The sequence below is a fragment of the Halobacillus dabanensis genome (assembly GCF_900114165.1).
Taxonomy (GTDB): Bacteria; Bacillota; Bacilli; order Bacillales; family Halobacillaceae; genus Halobacillus; species Halobacillus dabanensis.
On record NZ_FOSB01000001.1, the window covers coordinates 354,000 to 373,393 of the forward strand.

Consider the following 19,394-nt stretch of genomic DNA (forward strand, 5'->3'; position numbering starts at 1 on the left):
GACGTTTTGATTAAAAAAGTTCTTATAGCAAACAGAGGAGAAATAGCCGTCCGAATCATTCGTGCATGTAAAGAAATGGGCATTGAGACGGTCGCTGTGTACTCCGAAGCAGATAAAGAAGCATTGCATGTACAAATGGCTGATGAAGCGTATTGTGTCGGCCCAACACTAAGTAAAGATAGTTATTTGAACTATACCAACATCATGAGTTTAGCGACTTCCACCGAAACAGACGCCATTCACCCGGGTTATGGATTTTTATCAGAGAATGCAGAGTTCGCGGAAATGTGTGAAGAATGTAATATCACATTCATTGGTCCTTCTTCCTATGCTATCCAAAAAATGGGGACAAAAGATGTGGCCCGTGAAACAATGAAGGAAGCTGGAGTTCCAGTAGTGCCAGGATCAGCAGGTATCATAAAAGATGAAGAAGAAGGTCTTAGAGTTGCTGAAGAAATAGGCTACCCTGTCATTATTAAAGCGACTGCAGGTGGTGGCGGTAAAGGAATTCGAGTAGCGCGTGATGAAGAAGATCTGAAAAAAGGGATCCGTATGACTCAACAGGAAGCAGAAACAGCTTTCGGAAACCCTGGGGTATATATTGAAAAATTCATTGAAGATTTCCGCCATGTTGAAATTCAAGTGTTAGCAGATAACCACGGAAATGCAGTTCACTTGGGTGAACGCGATTGTACGATTCAGCGCCGCCTTCAAAAATTGATTGAGGAGACACCTTCCCCAGCAATTTCTGAAAAAATGCGTGCGAAGATGGGTGACGCAGCAGTCAAAGCTGCACTTGCTGTTAACTATTCTGGCGCCGGTACAGTAGAATTCATTTATGATAAGGAAGACGATTCTTTTTATTTTATGGAAATGAATACAAGGATTCAGGTCGAACACCCAGTAACGGAAATGGTGACAGGTGTGGATTTGATCAAAGAAATGCTGTTGATTGCTAATAACGAACAGCTTTCCTTCAAACAGGATGATATTACGTTCGAAGGGTGGTCTATCGAATGCCGGATCAACGCAGAGAATCCATACAAGGATTTCATGCCTTCGGCCGGGAAAATCGAGATGTATTTACCACCAGGAGGGCTTGGCGTCCGCGTGGATTCCGCCGCTTATCCAGGTTATATGATTCCGCCTTATTATGATTCAATGGTTGCCAAACTAATAACTTATGGTCGTGATCGTGATGAAGCTATTCGTCGCATGAAGCGGGCGTTAGATGAGTTTGTCATTGAAGGCGTACACACAACGATTCCTTTTCATCAGCGAATGATGGAACATGAAGTATTTGTCGAAGGTGACTTTAATACAAAATTCTTAGAAAAATATAATATAATGAAAGATGAATCTTAAAAGGAGTGGTCATTTGTGAGTGATAAGCAATTGTTGAATGTGACGGACGGATCGACATTAGGCAACATCGAGATTGCTCCTGAAGTAATTGAAGTGATCGCTGGTATCGCTGTTTCTGAAGTGGCAGGTGTCGCTTCTATGCGTGGTAACTTCGCTTCTGGCGTAGCGGAACGCCTCGGTAAGAAAAACCACGGCAAAGGGGTCAAAGTAGAATTGACAGATGATGGGATTTTGATCGATGCGTACGTAGTCATGGATTATGGTATTTCAATTCCCGATACAGCACAAAAAATCCAGGACAACACAAGGCAAGCGCTTAAAAACATGACAGCACTGGAAATCAATGAAATCAATGTCCACATTGTTGGAGTCCAAATGGAGACAACTAAAGAGGAAGAATTGGAAACAGAAGAATATTAAAACTAATCAGAAAGGGGGTATCCCTTTCTGATTTTTTCTTGAACAAATAAAAAAGTAAAAGAGGGAAGGTATCGTAGGGAAATGATCAGTCCATTTAATTCATGATTAATGCTCTGATCATAATGGCTTTTGTTCCATTAAAATGTTATTATTCTAACGGATATCACCTTAAAGGAGAATGAACATGAAACGACGCACAGCACGTGAGAAAGCCTTCCAGGCGCTTTTTCAAACGATTACGAATGAAATCGATACCGATGAGGCGATTGAGCACGTAGTCGAAGGAACGGAAGTAGACGACTTCTTATACGATTTAGTCCATGGGGTCATGCAAAAACGCGATGAATTGGACGAGTGGATTTCAGATCATTTAGATCACTGGACGATAAAGCGATTAGCCAAGGTCGAAAAGACAGTGCTGAGAATGGCTGCTTATGAAATGAAGTATAAGGAAGATGTTCCGACACAAGTAGCAATAAACGAAGCGATTGAGCTTGCCAAAATATTCGGAGAAGAAGAATCAGGCAAGTTTGTCAATGGCGTACTATCTAAAATGGTTTAAGTATTTACTAGGGGGAATGGGAAATGTCAGCAGAAGTCATTTACGGAAAACAGCTCGCCGAGGATCTTCGTCAAGAAATGAAAGAGGAAGTAAGTGATTTACATCATAGAGGTATTCGACCGAAATTGGTTGTAGTGATTATCGGGGAAGATCCTGCTTCTATGTCCTACGTGAAAGGTAAGCAGCGTGCTTCGGAAAAAGTGGGGATGGACTCTGATTTAATCGAATTATCAGAAGATACATCAGAAAAAGAACTTTTGGACTTGATCAGCCGCTTGAATAAGGATGAGAGTGTCCACGGTATCCTTGTTCAGTTACCAGTTCCTGATCATATTTCCGATCAAAAAATCATTGAAGCTATTGATCCAAGAAAAGATGTCGATGGTTTTCACCCAGAAAACGTCGGGAAAATGCTGACGGGACAAGACACCTTTTTCCCGTGCACCCCATATGGAATCCTTGTTATGCTAAACAGAGTTAATATTACGCTCGAGGGTAAGCATGTGGTGATCGTCGGCCGTAGTAATTTGGTCGGGAAGCCGGTGGGGCAACTACTGCTTAACGAAAATGCGACCGTTACCCATTGTCACTCACGAACCAAAGACTTACAATCCCATACAAAAAAGGCGGATATCCTGATTGTTGCAGCAGGAAAACCTTCCCTTATAACGGGAGAGGATATTAAAGAAGGGGCTGTCGTCATTGATGTGGGTGTCAATCGAGTGGACGGTAAATTAACCGGAGATGTCGACTTTGAGTCAGCAAAAGAAGTAGCCTCTCATATCACACCTGTTCCTAAAGGGGTAGGTCCGATGACGATTACTATGCTTCTTCATAATACAATCAAAGCCGCCAAGCGTATTCATAACCAGTAAGGAGGTTCTAAAGTGCAGGATCAATATTTGACCGTTACGGCATTGACAAAATATATAAAACGTAAACTTTCCGGTGATCCTCACTTGAAATCAGTTTGGCTCCGTGCGGAAATATCCAATTTCAAACATCACAGCAGGGGCCATATGTACCTTTCATTAAAGGATGAACAGGCTAGAATCCAAGCGGTAATGTTTGCTGGGAATAACCGTTCCTTAAAGTTCATTCCTGAGAATGGGATGAACGTGCTCGTCAAAGGGGAAGTCAACGTTTACGAACCGATGGGGCAGTATCAGCTATACATCAAAGAGATGCAGCCGGATGGCATCGGCGCCCTGTATTTTGCTTTTGAGCAGTTGAAAGAGAAGCTCGAAAAAGAGGGGTTATTCGCTTTTGAACGCAAAAAACCTCTACCTACATATCCGAAACATGTCGGAGTTATAACTTCACCGACAGGGGCAGCTGTGCGTGATATTATGACAACGATTCAAAGACGTTATCCTATCGTACCTGTGACAGTTTTGCCAGTGCTAGTACAAGGAGAAAAAGCAGCGGATTCGGTTGTGAGGGCAATAGAGTATGCAAATGAGCACATGGATTTCGATGTATTGATTGTCGGCCGTGGCGGAGGTTCTATCGAGGATTTGTGGGGCTTCAATGAGGAAAAGGTGGCACGAGCGATTGCGAACTCTGGCACACCTATTATTTCAGCGGTCGGACATGAAACAGACACGACCATAAGTGACTTTGTAGCAGATGTGAGAGCGGCAACCCCGTCGGGAGCAGCTGAGCTTGCTGTGCCGTCTATAGCAGAATTAAAAGAGCAGGTTCGAAACCTGGATCTACGCCTAGTACGAGTGATGAATGTTCAGAAGTCAGAAGCTATGCAAAAGCTGAATCGCATGAAAAAGTCCTATGCGTTTAAATATCCCGAACAGTTGATGCGTCAGAAAGAGCAGGATCTCGATAGAGTGCTTGAGCGTCTGACAAGGCAAATGAAAAATGTCCATTCAAACCGTAAAGAGCAGTGGACCAATATGGGGAAACGTCTGCGACAGCAGGGACCAGGAACGAAAATAAAGGATGGTTCTGATTCACTAGTCAAACAAACAATTCAGTTACAAAAAAGGTTTGAAAATCTTTTACAAAAGAAGAAAGAGCGGTTCCACACAAATATCGATAAATTAACACTCGTGAATCCATTAGATATCATGAAACGGGGATATGCTATTCCTTTTGATGAAAAAGGAGATGTCGTCAAACGTGTTCATCATGTGGAACGTGGAGATTCACTCTCACTTAAGGTGCAAGATGGAATGATCGCCTGCAAGGTGACCGCTGTAAAGGAGGATGAAGATGACGGATAAAAACACAGAAATCAGTTTTGAAGAAGCCATGAAGCAGTTGGAAGATATCGTTGAGAAGTTGGAAACAGGGGAAGTCCCTTTAGAAAAAGCTATCCAGTACTACCAAGAAGGTATGAAACTCTCCAAGCTTTGCAGTGAAAAGCTGGGGAATGTGGAAAACCAGATGCAGCAGATTATGAACGAACATGGGGAACTCGAACCTTTCTCTGTACAGGAGGAAGAATGAGTCGTGCAGTTATCGGAATATCTTATTGAAAAACGACAACTGATCAACAAGCAACTTCAACTATTCGTCCGTGATTACACGGTTCCAGGCAGATTGCAGGATTCGATTATGTATTCCATAGAAGCAGGAGGTAAGAGACTTCGTCCTGTATTGCTATTAGCCACAGCTAAAGCATTCGGAGCTTCTGAAGAGAAAGTGTTGGGAGTGGCCTCTGCTCTTGAAATGGTCCACACCTATTCGTTAATCCATGATGACCTTCCAGCGATGGATGATGATGATATGAGAAGAGGGTTGCCAACAAATCATAAACGCTTTGATGAGGCAACTGCAATTCTTGCTGGTGACGCTTTATTGGCACTGAGTTCACAAGTGATTGCAGAAGACGCTCATTTAAATGATCGGGAGCGTGTCTTTTTAATAAGTGAGCTAACAAAGGCAAGTGGAGCCAGAGGCATGGTCGAAGGTCAAATGCAAGATATGCTAAGTGAAAATACACAAGTCAGTTTAGAAGTACTGGAAAGCATTCATAGGAATAAAACAGGCCAGCTATTAAAATTCTCCATTATGGCAGGTGCTTATCTTGGGAATGCTTCAGAGGAAGCCTTGAGTGAGATGAAAGAAATGGCAGAAGCCCTGGGTCTTATTTTTCAAATACAGGATGATATCCTCGATGTAACAGGCGATTCGGAAGTGATCGGGAAGCCGGCTGGCAGTGATGAAGGAAACCATAAAAGCACATACCCCCAACTGCTCGGACTTGAAGGGGCTATCGATCAAAAAGAGAGATATGTACAAATCGCCCTCCAGGCTTTAACAAAGGCAGGGGTGGAACAAACAAGGTTAGCCGAGTTGATTCAATATTTAAGTACCCGTGACCATTAAGGAAATTCATTTCCATTGAGTCACATGCCAAAATGTGATATATTATGATTACAAAAGGAATGGTGCAGTATTCTAGTCGGCCCTCCGTTCCTGAAGGCGGGCCTAAAAATCCGCCAAAGGGCACATCGATGAAGTTCCTTGTGTCGGCTTGAGGCGCCCAGCCTTGGGTTGATGCTGGGAGTTAAGGTCGCAGGGCGATCCACAAAGGCATGTGGGCGTTGACCCTGCTTCCGCGGAGGCCCATTCTTGTAATGGTATCTGAGCCAGATGCCGTTATGAAATGGGGTATGAACCTGCAGTATATGGATGAATTTCTATATGCGCAGCGTAGCCTGCCTTGAGTGGTTTTGAGGGGATTATAGTCATTGAACACCATGTGACTTCAGATGGCCACTGAGGCCCTGGTGCGTAAACTATATGAAATCAAGACTGCAAAAGAGGCTAAGGAACGGCCAAAGGCTGTCGGGGAAATCCCCTAGACTGTTCTATGGACATGGATTAGGAATTATAGTGCGGACTAAGTGGCAATCTAGTCCAGTCACCGGAGACGGGGCTGAGGCGAGTTTAAAGGGGAACCGCCAGAGTGGTGACACTCGGTACTCGCCTGGGAAAACCTACTAGACCTAAGCCGCAATTTTTACTTAATACATGACCATTCCTTTCCTTACATATGATTTTATAAATTACTGATATAGAGGTTTGAAATGGACAATAAATTTAAAAAATCCGTACAATTCAGTTTAAGTATTGCCGTTATCACATTCGTGTTAGCGGCTATTTTTTCAGTTATATCTTCTTCCGTTTTAAGTGGAGTTATATGGATTTTCGGCCTTGTTATCGTATTAATTATCGTTTTTACAGGGGTCGTATTTGATATGCTCGGTATCGCTGCCACTGCGGCAGCAGAACAACCATTTCATGCTATGGCTTCGGAAAAAGTGAAAGGCGCTAAAGAAGCGATTGCTATTGTCAGAAATGCAGACCGATTTGCAAGTTTCTGTAACGACGTTATAGGGGATATATCTGGTATAGTTAGTGGGACGGCATCCGCCGTGGTTGTTATTCAACTGGCTAATTCTTTCGGCTACAGTGACGGTTCGACAATACAGATTGTCATATCTGTAGTATTAACAAGCATTGTCGCAGCATTGACAGTCGGCGGAAAAGCACTGGGTAAGTTTCTGGCCATCAATAAATCTACGGATATTATATTTTTCGCGGCTAAAATCATTGCATGGTTAGAAAATCGCCTGAAAGTAAGAATAGTAACAAGTGCACCGTCGTCCACTAAAAAATCAAGATAAATACAAGGGGGTCCTTTAATGGATCTGTGTAAAATCAAAGACCCTTCGATCCTGAAGGATATGAATACAAATCAATTAGAAGAATTTGCAGAAGAAACGAGACAATTTCTTATTGAAAATCTGGCAGCTACAGGTGGGCACCTCGGCGCTAACCTGGGAGTTGTCGAGCTTACTTTAGCTTTGCACAAAGTTTATAAAAGCCCGGAGGATCGCTTTCTTTGGGATGTAGGTCATCAATCATACATCCATAAAATATTGACCGGACGTGGAGGCCAATTTGATTCTCTTCGTCAATATAGAGGTTTATGCGGTTTCCCTAAGCGGGATGAGAGCGAACATGATGTATGGGAAACAGGGCACAGTTCGACCTCTTTATCAGCAGCAATGGGAATGGCAATTGCCCGTGATCTAAGAAAAGAAACCCATTCGATTTTACCGATTATTGGTGACGGTGCTTTGACAGGTGGTATGGCTCTGGAAGCATTGAACCATATCGGACATGAGAAAAAGAATGTAACCGTTATCCTTAACGACAATGAAATGTCGATCGCTAAAAATGTAGGTGCTCTCCATGGGGCATTAGGCCGCATGAGAAGTGCCGGTAAATATCACCGTGTTAAAGATGATTTAGAATGGATCCTTAAGAAGATTCCTGCAGTAGGAGGAAGAATTGCACAAGCTGCTGAGCGTCTTAAAGACAGTATGAAATATTTCGTCGTTCCTGGAATGTTTTTTGAAGAACTAGGATTCACTTATTACGGTCCAGTGGATGGTCATGATTTCAACGACCTTCTTGAAAACCTGAATTATGCCAAAAAGACAGAGGGGCCTGTAATTGTTCACGTAATGACTCAGAAGGGGAAAGGTTACCATCCTGCTGAAACGGATGTGAAGGACAAATGGCATGGGGTTGGTCCGTATAAAATCGAGTCAGGTGAAAAAATCAAACCTGTAGATGCACCACCTGCCTGGAGTTCTGTTATAAGTGAATCTCTTCGCAATGAGGCGAGAAAAGACACACGTATCGTTGCGGTTACCCCTGCAATGATCCTCGGGTCCAAATTAGAAAAGTTCGGGGAAGAATTCCCTGATCGATTATTCGATGTAGGAATTGCTGAACAACATGCAACAACAATGTCAGCAGGACTAGCCACCCAAGGCATGAAACCATTTCTTGCGATCTATTCAACTTTCTTACAACGTGGGTATGATCAGGTTGTCCATGATGTGGCCAGACAAAAACTGAACGTTATTTTCGGTATTGACCGTGCGGGTCTTGTAGGTGCAGATGGGGAAACACACCAAGGGGTATTCGATATTGCCTTTTTACGTTCTGTACCAAACATGATTATCACTATGCCGAAAGACGAAAATGAGGCACAGCATCTTGTGCATACAGCAGCTCAATATAATGACGGACCATTCGCGATTCGTTATCCACGAGGAAATGCTAAAGGTGTGAATACGGATAAGGCACCTTATACAATTCCTATTGGTAGTTGGGAAGTGTTGAAGGATGGCAAAGACGCTGTCATCCTTACATTTGGAACGACGCTCGATATGGCCTTAGAAGCTAGTGAACGGATGAAGAAAGAAGGACGTTCGGTACGTGTTATTAATGCAAGGTACATCAAGCCGCTGGACGATGGTATGTTGCATGACATCATGAAAGAAGGGTTGCCGATTCTTACCGTTGAAGAAGCAGTTTTGCAGGGTGGATTCGGCTCAAGTATACTTGAATTTGCAGAGGAACATGGATACTCTTCCCAATGGGTGAAACGAATGGGAATTCCTGACCGTTTCATTGAGCACGGAAGTGTAGACAAATTGTGGGAAGAAATTGGTTTAACACCAGATAATATGGTTCATCACCTGAAGCATATGGTGCCGACTAAACAGCAAAGGGCTTAACGGATATGGGAAGAAAAATAAGACTAGACGTTTTACTTGTTGAAAAAGGGTATGTAGAAACACGGGAAAAAGCAAAGCGGACAATTATGGCAGGGTTGGTATTTCATAACCAGGTGCGTTTAGACAAGCCGGGTCAGAAAATAGACGAAGACACAGAACTAACCGTAAAAGGAAAGGCAATCCCATACGTAAGTCGTGGAGGCTTGAAACTTGAAAAAGCCTTGAACGTTTTCGATCTTTCAGTAGAGGACAAAATTATGGTCGATATTGGTTCTTCCACTGGGGGTTTCACGGATTGTGCCTTGCAAAATGGAGCGAAGTTGAGTTATGCGATTGATGTCGGTTATAACCAGCTTGATTGGTCACTTCGTAACCACGAGCAAGTGGTTGTTATGGAACGGACGAACTTTCGTTATGTAACGAAAAGTGAACTGACAGAAGGCCAACCGCAATTTGCATCGATCGATGTTTCATTCATTTCATTAAAAATCATCTTACCTGTTCTGGCGACCATCCTTGAGGAACAGGGAGATGTGATTGCTTTGATTAAACCTCAATTCGAAGCTGGTCGTGAGCAAGTAGGAAAAAAGGGAATTATCAAAGACCCTGAAATACATAAAGAGGTCGTTGAAACAATTCTTGATTTTGCAATGGATCACGGCTATTCTGTTTATGGACTCACTTTTTCTCCGATAACCGGTGGAGACGGAAATATTGAATTTCTCGTACACTTACGATTAACCACAGAAGGTAAAGGAGTAGTTTTAGACGGGATAAATATTGACACTGTCATAAGTGAAGCGCATGAAGAGCATAGCAAAAACGCATAATGTACGTAAAAGGGCTTATGATAGGCCCTTTTCTTATGGAAGGACTGAAACGGAGGATGGTCATGAATAAAGGACAACGTCATATCAAAATCAGAGAATTGATTACGAATGACGATATTGAAACCCAGGATGAGTTAGTCGATCGTTTAAAGGGTATGGGCTATAATGTAACACAAGCCACTGTTTCCAGAGACATTAAAGAATTGCATCTTGTAAAAGTGCCGATGATGGACGGTCGTTATAAATACAGTTTACCTGCTGATCAACGCTTCAATCCATTTGAGAAGCTGAAACGTCTGATGATGGATGCTTTCGTTAGTATAGATCGCGCTGGGCATTTTATTATATTGAAAACTCTTCCTGGGAACGCCAATGCTGTCGGTGCGCTTGTCGATAATTTAGAATGGGACGAAATAATGGGAACCATATGTGGTGATGATACATGTTTGATCATTTGCCGTAGTGCAGATCATACGGAAACGATAAGCGAGCAATTGCTCAATATGCTATAAGCTGAGGTGGAAGTTTCATGCTAACAGAATTGTCTATTCGTGATTTTGCAATTATTGATCGAATTTCAATCACGTTCAAAGAAGGATTAACGGTCCTTACCGGTGAAACAGGAGCAGGTAAATCGATTATCATTGATGCGATTCAACTGCTTTCCGGAGGGCGAGGGTCTGTTGAGTTTGTTCGTCATGGAACAAAGAAAGCCGAAATTGAAGGGTTATTTACTGTGGAACCTGATCATCCGATTTACAAAACGGGCCAAGAGTTTGGCGTTGATATTAGTGAAGACGGGATGGTGGTGTTGCAGAGGACGATTACTCATCAGGGCAAAAGTATATGTCGAGTCAACGGCAAGCTCGTAACATTAGGGATTATGAAAGAGTTCGGTCATACGTTGATAGACATTCACAGTCAACATGAAACACAATCGTTAATGGATCCTGATCGTCACATAGAGCTATTAGATGTTTTCGCCAGCAGTGATATAAAACCTTCTAAGGAAGAGTATCATCAAGTTTTTGAAAAGTATCGCGCCCTTATGAAGCGTTATAAAGAACTGAGTGAAAATGAGCAAGAAATGGCACAGCGTCTGGATCTGCTTGAATTCCAACTTCGTGAATTACAAGAAGCTGAAATGGAACCGCTCGAAGATGAGAGCCTGGAAGAAGAACGGAAAAAGTTGATGAATTATGAAAAAATTTACCAAGGTATCCATGATGCATATTATTCTTTATATGGAGAACAGAAAGGATTAGATTGGCTGAGTCATGCGATGACCTCGCTTGAAAGTACTTCGGATGTCGATGATCAGTTAGCAAAGCTTTCTGAAGAAATGTCGAACGCCTACTATATTATTGAAGAAATGACTTTTCAACTGAGTAATCAAATGTCTGCACTCGAATTTGATCCAGAACGATTAAATCAAGTAGAAACTCGTTTAAATGAACTGAACCGATTGAAAAAGAAGTATGGCGCAACAGTCGACGATATGCTCCAATATGCCTCGAAAATCGAGGAAGAGATTGACGAAATCCGACATAAAGATTCCCATTTGAGTAAAATGGAAAACGAAATCCATGAACTTGCTCAAGACGCGGTGATGGAAGCGAAAGCAATTCATGACATACGAAAGGAATCTGCTCAAACCCTCTCGGATTATATACATGAGGAGTTAAGAGATCTTTATTTAGAAAAGGCTTCCTTTGATGTTGCTATTGATATGAAAGAAGGGAAAAGTACTGATCCTACGTTGGACGGACAACCTGTGCAGCTCCTTCCGAATGGTATCGATATTGTTAAATTCCTTATTACAACAAACCCCGGCGAACCACTCAAAGAATTACATAAAGTCGCTTCTGGCGGTGAAATGTCACGAATTATGCTTGCATTAAAGCGGATCTTTTCAAGGCACCAAGGTGTTACAAGCGTCATTTTTGATGAGGTAGATACCGGTGTAAGTGGACGAGTGGCGCAAGCAATTGCAGAGAAAATATATGGAATCTCTGAAGGGTCACAAGTCCTCTGTATTTCTCATTTGCCACAAGTAGCAGCGATGGCTGATACTCACGTTCGAATTGAAAAACGTGTGGATAATGCTCGTACACATACTGTTGCAAAAGAGTTGGACCATGACGAGAAGGCAGACGAAATATCCCGTATGATAACAGGAGCAGAACTTACCGAAACAACAGTGGAACATGCAAGGGAATTACTGGTTATGGCAGATAAACATAAAAAATAAATAATTGATAAAGCCTAAACGCATGGGAACATTTCCATGCGTTTTTTATATGGCTTAAAGTATGAAACAACGTCTGGGGAGAGAGCTAACTGTCGTTACCGCATTCTACGCGGTGGATCATCTATTTTTGTCGATTCTGTTTATTCGGCTCGCCTGAAGTAGGTGATCCATGATGTAGCGCCATTTTGGCCAGAATATCCAATCTTTTCATATACCTTGGAGAATGTTTCATTACAAGGGAATCGGTACTATAATTACTGTGATTATGCTCGTTTAAAAAAGGCTGTCCAAGACCACATTATAAGTAAGCCATTTAGTTGGTACTGGAGTGATAAGGAGTGTGAATCCGTGAAACAACAGACATTTAAATATATTTGCGGTTCCGTTCTCCTGCTGTTCATGCTCATTTTACCTTTCATTGCCCCTGTCCATAACTATCTGTCCATCCCTACAGAAGTGAAAATCAGTGCTGCAGATGATGGAGAATCAATAGCAGTAAATGAAGATACAGAAGCTTTGACGGCTTTTTCATCTACTGATGATCATCAAGTATTTTACGAATTCGCCGGGGTTCCCGTTAAGAAAACAGACGTAAATCAAATGCGTGATATACGTTTGATCCCTGGTGGCCAGTCCGTAGGTGTTGAGTTGCATACAAAAGGCGTCCTCGTTGTAGGACATCATTTAGTGACTGGCAAAGGCGAAGAGAAAACTTCCCCAGGAGAAGATGCTGACGTTTTAGTTGGTGATATCTTACTGGAAGGAAACGGTCAAGAGCTCAATAGTATGGAAGAGCTATCGTCAATCGTGAAAGCATCAGGTGAGGAAGAAAAGGCGATTGACTTCAAAATTAAGCGAGGAAAAGAAATTATTAGCACCACTTTAACCCCTGCTTTCAATAATCAAGAAAAAGAATACCAAATTGGTCTTTACATTCGCGATTCAGCAGCAGGGATTGGTACGATGACCTTCTATGACCCAGAATCAAAGAAATACGGTGCTTTAGGTCATGTAATATCCGATATGGACACTAAAAAACCGATAGAGATTCATGAAGGAACGATCGTAAGATCGCATGTAACATCGATTGAAAAAGGAAGTCAAGGCGTCCCGGGGGAAAAGAAAGCAAAATTCTCGTTAAGGGATGATCGCTTAGGAAATATTACGAAGAACACTCCATTTGGAATTTTCGGTAAGTTGGATGGGAAAATTCAAAATGAAGCATATCCAGACGGAATTCCAGTAGGATTCGCTGAACAAGTGGAAGAAGGACCTGCTCAAATAATGACCGTCCTGGATGGAGAAGAAATGCAGACCTTTGATGTTGAGATTGTAAGTAACACACCGAAGAAGTCAGCTGTGACGAAAGGTATGATTGTAAAAATTACCGACCCTGAACTACTGGACAAAACTGGAGGTATCGTTCAGGGGATGAGTGGAAGTCCTATTATACAAAATGGAAAAATAATTGGTGCAGTCACTCACGTGTTCGTCAATGATCCGACAAGCGGATATGGGGTACACATTGAGTGGATGCTACAAGAAGCCGGTATCAATATTTACGAAGAAGACAATAAAGATCAAAAAGCAAGTTAGAAGAGCCCTTATCAAGGCTCTTCTTTTTGTTGTCTATGGATATATATACTAAGTATTAAAAACACCTGATATCATATTTAATTTAATTCGACATATTTCGACAAACTGTATGTATATAATGTCGAATTGCTACGAATAATTAAGTATTTCAAAGCATTTTCAAGATAATCTCAAATTATGAAAATTTTTTGTTATAATAAAAGAGGGTTAAAATTGTTGTTGTCGAATATGTGAGTTACAGAAAAAAGAAGGACCATTTTGTAAGGAGGAAAATAAATGGAAAAGATTCAAGTATGTTTGGCTGATGATAACCGCGAGCTGGTAAAGCTTCTTGAGGAATATTTTGAAGATACGTCCGATATTGAGGTCGTTGGCACTTCCTACAACGGTAAAGACTGTCTCCAAATGGTGGAAGAAAAACAGCCTGACGTTTTAATTCTTGATATTATTATGCCGCATTTGGATGGGCTGGCTGTATTGAACAAGTTGAAGGGTATGGACAAGCACCCGGAAGTTATTATGCTTACTGCATTCGGTCAGGAAGAAGTGACGAAAAAAGCAGTTGAACTAGGTGCTGCATACTTTATGATGAAGCCATTCGATTTGGATCACCTTGGCGAACAAGTCCGACAAATCAAGCATGCTGGAGATCCGATCAACCGTGCGCTCGGTAACAGTTATACTTCTACGAAGGCGAAGAAACCTGATTTAGACACTAGTATTACTCATATAATTCATGAAGTTGGTGTTCCTGCTCACATCAAAGGTTACCAGTATTTACGTGAAGCAATCACAATGGTGTACAGTGATCTTGAATTACTTGGATCGATTACAAAAGTCCTTTATCCGGATATTGCTACAAAATATAATACGACAGCTTCCCGAGTAGAACGTGCTATCCGCCATGCCATTGAGGTAGCCTGGAACAGGGGAAATATTGATGCGATATCTTCACTATTCGGCTATACCATATCCAACACGAAAGCAAAGCCGACAAACAGTGAATTCATTGCCATGGTCGCTGACCGTTTACGTTTAGAACATAGAGCGAGCTAAAAAGCGCACGTGCCCTGAAAAAGACACAAAACGCATAAGTGAACCAGCCGGATGGAGCTGAATAATAACACAAGCCCGAGAGTTTCAATGCTCGGGCTTGTGTTTTTGCTGGCACATTTTCTGTATTATTTTTAACGCAAGTTCATCGTCATCATAGAAACCGGAGTCTATTCTTTCGAGCTCGCTACAGAGGAAGTCATAAAGCTTTGGCTCTAAAAAACACAGACCGTCTCTATTTACTTTTCTATAGCTGAAAGGGAGGTCTAAATATTGGACGATGACATATCTATGTCCAATGCTCTTGTATGTGCATACTATTGTTAATTCGCTGTTTTCGGGATAGTAACGAGTTCCCCCGAATCCATCCATACGCAAAACCATAGAACCACCCTTCCTCTTACTTCCATCATATCGAAAAAAAAGAAAACATGTAACACATTTATATAATTAATGTAAAAATTCCCAAACTCATGTCGTAAAATGAAGAAAAAAACGATTATTTGAAAAAAGTTATTCATTTCCTTCCTGCATTTGTGATACAATTCTTAATTATTAATTACTTTGTTTCTTTAATGGGGTGTCGTTTATATGAAAGTTGTCAAATTTGGAGGCAGTTCACTTGCTGATGCAAGTCAGATTGAGAAAGTCAGAAGTATTATCGAATCAGATGAACAACGGAGGGTAGTGGTTGTTTCCGCACCGGGTAAACGGTTTAGTGGAGATACGAAAGTGACAGACCTTCTTATCGCTTTAGGTGAATCAATCCAAACAGGAGATATGGATGACGCTATTTACAAACAAATCATTGATCGTTTCCGGACAATGGCGGAAGAATTAAACCTTCCGCTACGTGTCGCAGAAATGGTGAGAGATAAAATTGATGAAGCGGTAAAGCTTGTCGAAAAAAGCTCTCCACATGCACTCGATGCACTTAAAGCATGTGGAGAAGATGGATCCGCACTCTTAGTCAGCTCTTATCTGCATTCAAAAGGCTCAGCTGCTTCTTACGTTAATCCGAAGGAGGCAGGTATTCTTGTCCGGGATCAAGTAGGAGGAGCCCTTGTACTTGAAGAAAGTTTTGAACAACTGTATGCTTTGCGCAACAGAAATGAGATTCTCGTTATCCCTGGATTCTTTGGTTTTACGCCCGAAGGCCAATTAGTCACATTCTCGCGAGGGGGATCTGATATCACGGGTTCCATTGTAGCTGCAGGATTGAAGGCAGATATGTATGAAAACTTTACAGATGTAGATTCGGTTTATTGTGTCAACCCAATGTACGTCGATCAGCCGAAACAACTGACATCACTTACATATAGGGAAATGAGGGAGCTTTCTTATGCTGGATTTTCCGTATTCCACGATGAAGCACTCATACCTGCTTTTAAAGAGAAAATCCCTGTATGTATTAAAAATACCAATAACCCATCAGCACCAGGTACGATGATTGTTGCTGATCTTCCAGAGCGGGAAAGTCACGTGGTAGGTATTGCCAGTGATGAAGGGTTCTTAAACTTGTATGTAAGTAAATACTTAATGAACAGGGAAGTCGGTTTCGGTCGGCGTTTACTACAAATACTTGAGGATGAGGGAGTTTCCTTTGAGCATGCACCTTCTGGAATCGATGATATGTCCGTCGTCCTCAGAGAGCATCATCTCCCGCCAGAAAAAGAAGAGGTAGTTGTACAAAGGATCAAAGAAGAGTTGCAGGTAGATACAGTAATGATCGAACGTGATATGGCAATGATCATGATTGTTGGTGAGGGAATGAACCAAACAATCGGGATTGCCAGTCGTGCAGCTGTAGCCTTTCGTGAAGCTGATGTCAACATTGAAATGATTAACCAAGGATCTTCTGAAGTCTCTATGATGTTTGGAGTGAAATCCTCGAACTTGAGTAAAGCGGTCCAATCTCTGTATCATACTTTTTTTGAATAATATTATGAGTCGATAGGAGAAGAAAAGGTACTCAGAAGGGGCGGTAACCGGAAGGAAGAGGTCGGTTTGTCTTTCTGTCTGTTGCCTTCTTTTATGAAATTCGCTCATCACACCTTTCTCTAATAGTCTGAAAGGAAAAAGGCAAAGCAGTTATTTCTGCTTTGCCTTTTTTTGCTGAGCTAATTTTTGATTTAAATGATGTAAAGTGTGGACATTCTGATCAATAGTTCTTGATAGTAAATATCGAAATAGTTCTGCAGTCATAATGGCGTCGTTTAAGGCATGGTGCCTGTCCCGCTTGTCGATTCCCACATACTTCAACAATGGATCCAGTTGATGACGTACGTTAGGGAGCAGCCATTGGGCCATCAGTTGGGAATCAATGACATGTGGGGTATAATCGGGAAGTTTCCACCTTTTCAACATTGTCCGTAAAAAGCGCATATCAAATTTTGCAGGATGAGCAACGAGGACAGAACCCTCGCTGAACGACATGAAATTTTGAAACCCATCAATGAAAGGGCTGGCGTTTTTCAGGCGTTCTTTAGTAAGTCCAGTAAGTTTTAATGTCTGGTTGTTCACTGGACGAATCGGCCGTATGACCTGGTGGAATTTTTCCCGTCGACAGGCATGAAGTCCGTTTAGTCGAATGGCTCCTATTGAAATGATCTCATGACCGATTTCAGGGAGGAAGCCAGTCGTTTCTAAATCGAAAATGGTGAAATCCAGTTCTTCTAAAGGTTTCTGATCCAGTCCTTCTCCTTGCGTGTGTTCTAAAAGATTATTTTGTAACTGTTCGTAACTGTGCCATTTCAAATACGGTTTTATTTTAAAATGATAGATAGGTTTTTCAAACAAAAGATACTTAAGAATTTGTAAGTCAACAGGTAACATCAAACCACCCGATTTCGGTTATAGCTCAGTTCCAATACTTGTTGAAGACGCTTAGCAATAATCAGGGCCTCTCTTAAGGAGCGACGTTCTTCTTTTTTCAATGGTCCCAGCTTCAGGTCATTGCTAAGAGGTTCATCTTCCTCAAGCTGATTCAAGTTTGTTTTTAAGCGGAAAAGCATCAATCTGTGCAAAGCTGTCTTAGCATTCTCGACATCGCGCGGGTGGAAGCGCTCTTGCTCTGCTAAAGCTTCTAACCGGTTAACCGTATTAATTTCTTCAATGCCATACTTCATGCTATAAATGCGGATGGCATTGACGATCTGCATGATGGCTGACTTTTTCAAGTTCAGTGTCCGTTTTTTTCCAATCCCGGAAATACGACCAAATGGCTGGACAGGAACGCGGAATCGAAGTGTGTCTTTCATGAGCAGCTGGTGCAGGTTCAAAGATTTTTGGACACGTTTTGTTACATACTTTTTTAAGTCGTAGGCAAGGGAGTAGTCGCCGAAAATAGGACGAAAATCCATGAAAATCGTAAAGTCCCGTATTTCTTCGGCATCCATCCTGTTAATCCAACGATCGATGCTCTCGTGCCACTCGGTCGTTTGCTGACGCCATTTATCTTCTTTAGCCATAATACCGCCAGTGCAATAAGGAAAACCACACTCATCGAGCATATCGTTAATTTTCTTCGTGAATAATACGAAATATTTTTCTATTTTATCTTTCTGTTTGCTGTTTTCATAATCGGCCAGGATTAATGCATTATCCTGATCCGTAGAAAAAGCCTGCTCTTTTCTTCCTTCACTACCCATTACAAGAAAGCAATAGTTGACGGGAGGTGCTCCGTGCCCTTCCCGTATCATTTCATCTTCTGCGATTTGCACCACTTGCTTATGGATACGGTCATTATAGTTCGTCATCAATTCTGCGATATCAAAAGCGAACATGTGCTCTTTAATCAGGCTGAAGACAAACTTTTGGAATCGCTCGTTGTATATAGGGGATAAGGGTTTGATTTCTTCAATACTTGTTGCATTGGAAATCTTATAAGTTAAGTCAAAGTAAACGGAATTTTTAATGGTGAAAAAGGATGATTGTCTCAAAATGCCAACCACTTTGTCTTTGTGAAGCACTGGGATGATCTCCGTTGGATGGTGTTTTAAATAACTTAAAGCGTCATAGATGAACTCTTGCTCATTGATCTCATACGCTTCCTCTGCCATATAGGCTTTGACAGGATTGTTGTGATCGTTCTCAAAATAAGCTTTTAAAATCTGTCCATAGCCGATCATCCCAAGCATTGTCTGATCATCGTCACTGACTATGAGTGCTTCTATCTTTTGTTGTTGGAGCATCCTCGCTGCTTTTTCAATAGGAGCTTCTGGATGTATGAACGTCGGTGGCTCCATATAAGCATCGGCTCTTTTTTTATAAAGCTCCCGATCATCCTGTTCATCGGTAGTAGAACTTTTATATTTCACTTCATCATATAAACTCTTCATTAAATGACTAATCCCATCCATTACTACTTTGGAGAAATGGTGGTTGTTTGACATTACTTGCAGAAATGACTCGCGTTCAAAGCAAATGGTTTTAATAGGTTCTAACGCTTGTACCGAAAACCTCATCTCTCCACTTGTGAGTAAAATCATCACTCCGACCAGATCACCTGGATAATAAAAACGGACGGAAAGCTGACGTCCGTTCGACCGGTGCATGATATTTTTAGCTAAGCCGGATACCATGAAGTGGATATCAATCGTATCGTCCTCCTGGTCTTCATGGATGATGAATTCGTTTTTTGTGAACTCTTTGACCACCGCTTTTCCGAATACATCATCAAATTCTTCGTCAGTAAGCAAATCGAAAGGATATTGCTTCCTGAATAATTCAAACTCTGTCACAGAGCAAAACTC

General features: G+C 41.7%; 17 protein-coding genes. 15 read left to right on the plus strand and 2 right to left on the minus strand.

All coding sequences use genetic code 11. The annotated features are described in order from the left end of the window. Positions 1 to 6 precede the first annotated feature (6 nt). The 15 genes from accC (at position 7) to BMZ58_RS01890 (ending at position 16,581) form a co-directional block, all read left to right on the plus strand. Positions 7 to 1,365 carry an acetyl-CoA carboxylase biotin carboxylase subunit gene (gene accC / locus BMZ58_RS01815; protein WP_075034834.1) on the plus strand — a complete coding sequence of 453 codons (1,359 nt, stop codon included), beginning with the start codon at positions 7 to 9 and terminating at the stop codon, positions 1,363 to 1,365. Between the two features lie 15 nt (positions 1,366 to 1,380). Continuing rightward, positions 1,381 to 1,785: an Asp23/Gls24 family envelope stress response protein gene (locus tag BMZ58_RS01820; RefSeq protein ID WP_075034835.1), complete on the plus strand. Its 405-nt coding sequence runs from the start codon at positions 1,381 to 1,383 to the stop codon at positions 1,783 to 1,785. Between the two features lie 184 nt (positions 1,786 to 1,969). Beyond that, the gene (gene nusB, locus BMZ58_RS01825) at positions 1,970 to 2,347 is read left to right on the plus strand and encodes a transcription antitermination factor NusB (RefSeq protein ID WP_075034836.1); all 378 of its coding nucleotides are present in this window, start codon (positions 1,970 to 1,972) and stop codon (positions 2,345 to 2,347) included. Between the two features lie 23 nt (positions 2,348 to 2,370). Continuing rightward, on the plus strand, positions 2,371 to 3,222 hold the full coding sequence (gene folD / locus BMZ58_RS01830) for a bifunctional methylenetetrahydrofolate dehydrogenase/methenyltetrahydrofolate cyclohydrolase FolD (protein WP_075034837.1): 852 nt from the start codon (positions 2,371 to 2,373) through the stop codon (positions 3,220 to 3,222). A gap of 12 nt (positions 3,223 to 3,234) precedes the next feature. Next, complete coding sequence (gene xseA / locus BMZ58_RS01835) at positions 3,235 to 4,587, plus strand: exodeoxyribonuclease VII large subunit (RefSeq protein ID WP_075034838.1); 1,353 nt, start codon at positions 3,235 to 3,237, stop codon at positions 4,585 to 4,587. Next, on the plus strand, positions 4,571 to 4,813 hold the full coding sequence (locus BMZ58_RS01840) for an exodeoxyribonuclease VII small subunit (RefSeq protein ID WP_075034839.1): 243 nt from the start codon (positions 4,571 to 4,573) through the stop codon (positions 4,811 to 4,813). The genes xseA and BMZ58_RS01840 overlap by 17 nt, the downstream gene beginning before the upstream one ends. A 3-nt stretch (positions 4,814 to 4,816) precedes the next feature. Beyond that, positions 4,817 to 5,695, plus strand: coding sequence for a polyprenyl synthetase family protein (locus BMZ58_RS01845; RefSeq protein WP_075034840.1), 879 nt, complete (start codon positions 4,817 to 4,819; stop codon positions 5,693 to 5,695). Between the two features lie 704 nt (positions 5,696 to 6,399). Further along, positions 6,400 to 6,999: a CNNM metal transporter family protein gene (locus BMZ58_RS01850; protein ID WP_075034841.1), complete on the plus strand. Its 600-nt coding sequence runs from the start codon at positions 6,400 to 6,402 to the stop codon at positions 6,997 to 6,999. A gap of 18 nt (positions 7,000 to 7,017) precedes the next feature. Then, on the plus strand, positions 7,018 to 8,910 hold the full coding sequence (gene dxs, locus BMZ58_RS01855) for a 1-deoxy-D-xylulose-5-phosphate synthase (protein WP_075034842.1): 1,893 nt from the start codon (positions 7,018 to 7,020) through the stop codon (positions 8,908 to 8,910). A 5-nt stretch (positions 8,911 to 8,915) separates the two neighbouring features. After that, on the plus strand, positions 8,916 to 9,740 hold the full coding sequence (locus tag BMZ58_RS01860) for a TlyA family RNA methyltransferase (RefSeq protein WP_075034843.1): 825 nt from the start codon (positions 8,916 to 8,918) through the stop codon (positions 9,738 to 9,740). A gap of 62 nt (positions 9,741 to 9,802) precedes the next feature. Beyond that, positions 9,803 to 10,252, plus strand: coding sequence for a transcriptional regulator AhrC/ArgR (gene ahrC / locus BMZ58_RS01865; RefSeq protein ID WP_075035096.1), 450 nt, complete (start codon positions 9,803 to 9,805; stop codon positions 10,250 to 10,252). A gap of 17 nt (positions 10,253 to 10,269) precedes the next feature. Continuing rightward, entirely contained in the window at positions 10,270 to 11,991 is a 1,722-nt protein-coding gene (recN, locus tag BMZ58_RS01870) for a DNA repair protein RecN (protein WP_075034844.1), read from the plus strand. Between the two features lie 348 nt (positions 11,992 to 12,339). After that, the gene (gene spoIVB / locus BMZ58_RS01875; protein WP_075034845.1) at positions 12,340 to 13,587 is read left to right on the plus strand and encodes a SpoIVB peptidase; all 1,248 of its coding nucleotides are present in this window, start codon (positions 12,340 to 12,342) and stop codon (positions 13,585 to 13,587) included. A 276-nt stretch (positions 13,588 to 13,863) separates the two neighbouring features. Then, positions 13,864 to 14,643, plus strand: a complete 780-nt coding sequence (spo0A, locus tag BMZ58_RS01880; RefSeq protein WP_075034846.1) for a sporulation transcription factor Spo0A — start codon at positions 13,864 to 13,866, stop codon at positions 14,641 to 14,643. 588 nt (positions 14,644 to 15,231) lie between these two features. Next, on the plus strand, positions 15,232 to 16,581 hold the full coding sequence (locus BMZ58_RS01890) for an aspartate kinase (RefSeq protein ID WP_075034848.1): 1,350 nt from the start codon (positions 15,232 to 15,234) through the stop codon (positions 16,579 to 16,581). Between the two features lie 150 nt (positions 16,582 to 16,731). Here the strand turns inward: BMZ58_RS01890 and BMZ58_RS01895 are convergent, their stop codons facing one another. Continuing rightward, positions 16,732 to 17,475: a 3'-5' exonuclease gene (locus tag BMZ58_RS01895; protein WP_075034849.1), complete on the minus strand. Its 744-nt coding sequence runs from the start codon at positions 17,473 to 17,475 to the stop codon at positions 16,732 to 16,734. Beyond that, entirely contained in the window at positions 17,475 to 19,382 is a 1,908-nt protein-coding gene (locus tag BMZ58_RS01900; RefSeq protein WP_075034850.1) for a DUF294 nucleotidyltransferase-like domain-containing protein, read from the minus strand. The genes BMZ58_RS01895 and BMZ58_RS01900 overlap by 1 nt, the downstream gene beginning before the upstream one ends. Positions 19,383 to 19,394: the final 12 nt, after the last annotated feature.

Excerpts from the sequence above, each read along its gene's own strand:
- nusB (WP_075034836.1), top strand. The coding sequence starts at position 1,970 with ATGAAACGACGCACAGCACGTGAGAAAGCCTTCCAGGCGCTTTTTCAA.
- folD (WP_075034837.1), top strand. The coding sequence starts at position 2,371 with ATGTCAGCAGAAGTCATTTACGGAAAACAGCTCGCCGAGGATCTTCGT.
- BMZ58_RS01840 (WP_075034839.1), top strand. The coding sequence starts at position 4,571 with ATGAAGATGACGGATAAAAACACAGAAATCAGTTTTGAAGAAGCCATG.
- BMZ58_RS01850 (WP_075034841.1), top strand. The coding sequence starts at position 6,400 with ATGGACAATAAATTTAAAAAATCCGTACAATTCAGTTTAAGTATTGCC.
- dxs (WP_075034842.1), top strand. The coding sequence starts at position 7,018 with ATGGATCTGTGTAAAATCAAAGACCCTTCGATCCTGAAGGATATGAAT.
- BMZ58_RS01860 (WP_075034843.1), top strand. The coding sequence starts at position 8,916 with ATGGGAAGAAAAATAAGACTAGACGTTTTACTTGTTGAAAAAGGGTAT.
- ahrC (WP_075035096.1), top strand. The coding sequence starts at position 9,803 with ATGAATAAAGGACAACGTCATATCAAAATCAGAGAATTGATTACGAAT.
- recN (WP_075034844.1), top strand. The coding sequence starts at position 10,270 with ATGCTAACAGAATTGTCTATTCGTGATTTTGCAATTATTGATCGAATT.
- spo0A (WP_075034846.1), top strand. The coding sequence starts at position 13,864 with ATGGAAAAGATTCAAGTATGTTTGGCTGATGATAACCGCGAGCTGGTA.
- BMZ58_RS01890 (WP_075034848.1), top strand. The coding sequence starts at position 15,232 with ATGAAAGTTGTCAAATTTGGAGGCAGTTCACTTGCTGATGCAAGTCAG.
- BMZ58_RS01895 (WP_075034849.1), bottom strand. The coding sequence starts at position 17,475 with ATGTTACCTGTTGACTTACAAATTCTTAAGTATCTTTTGTTTGAAAAA.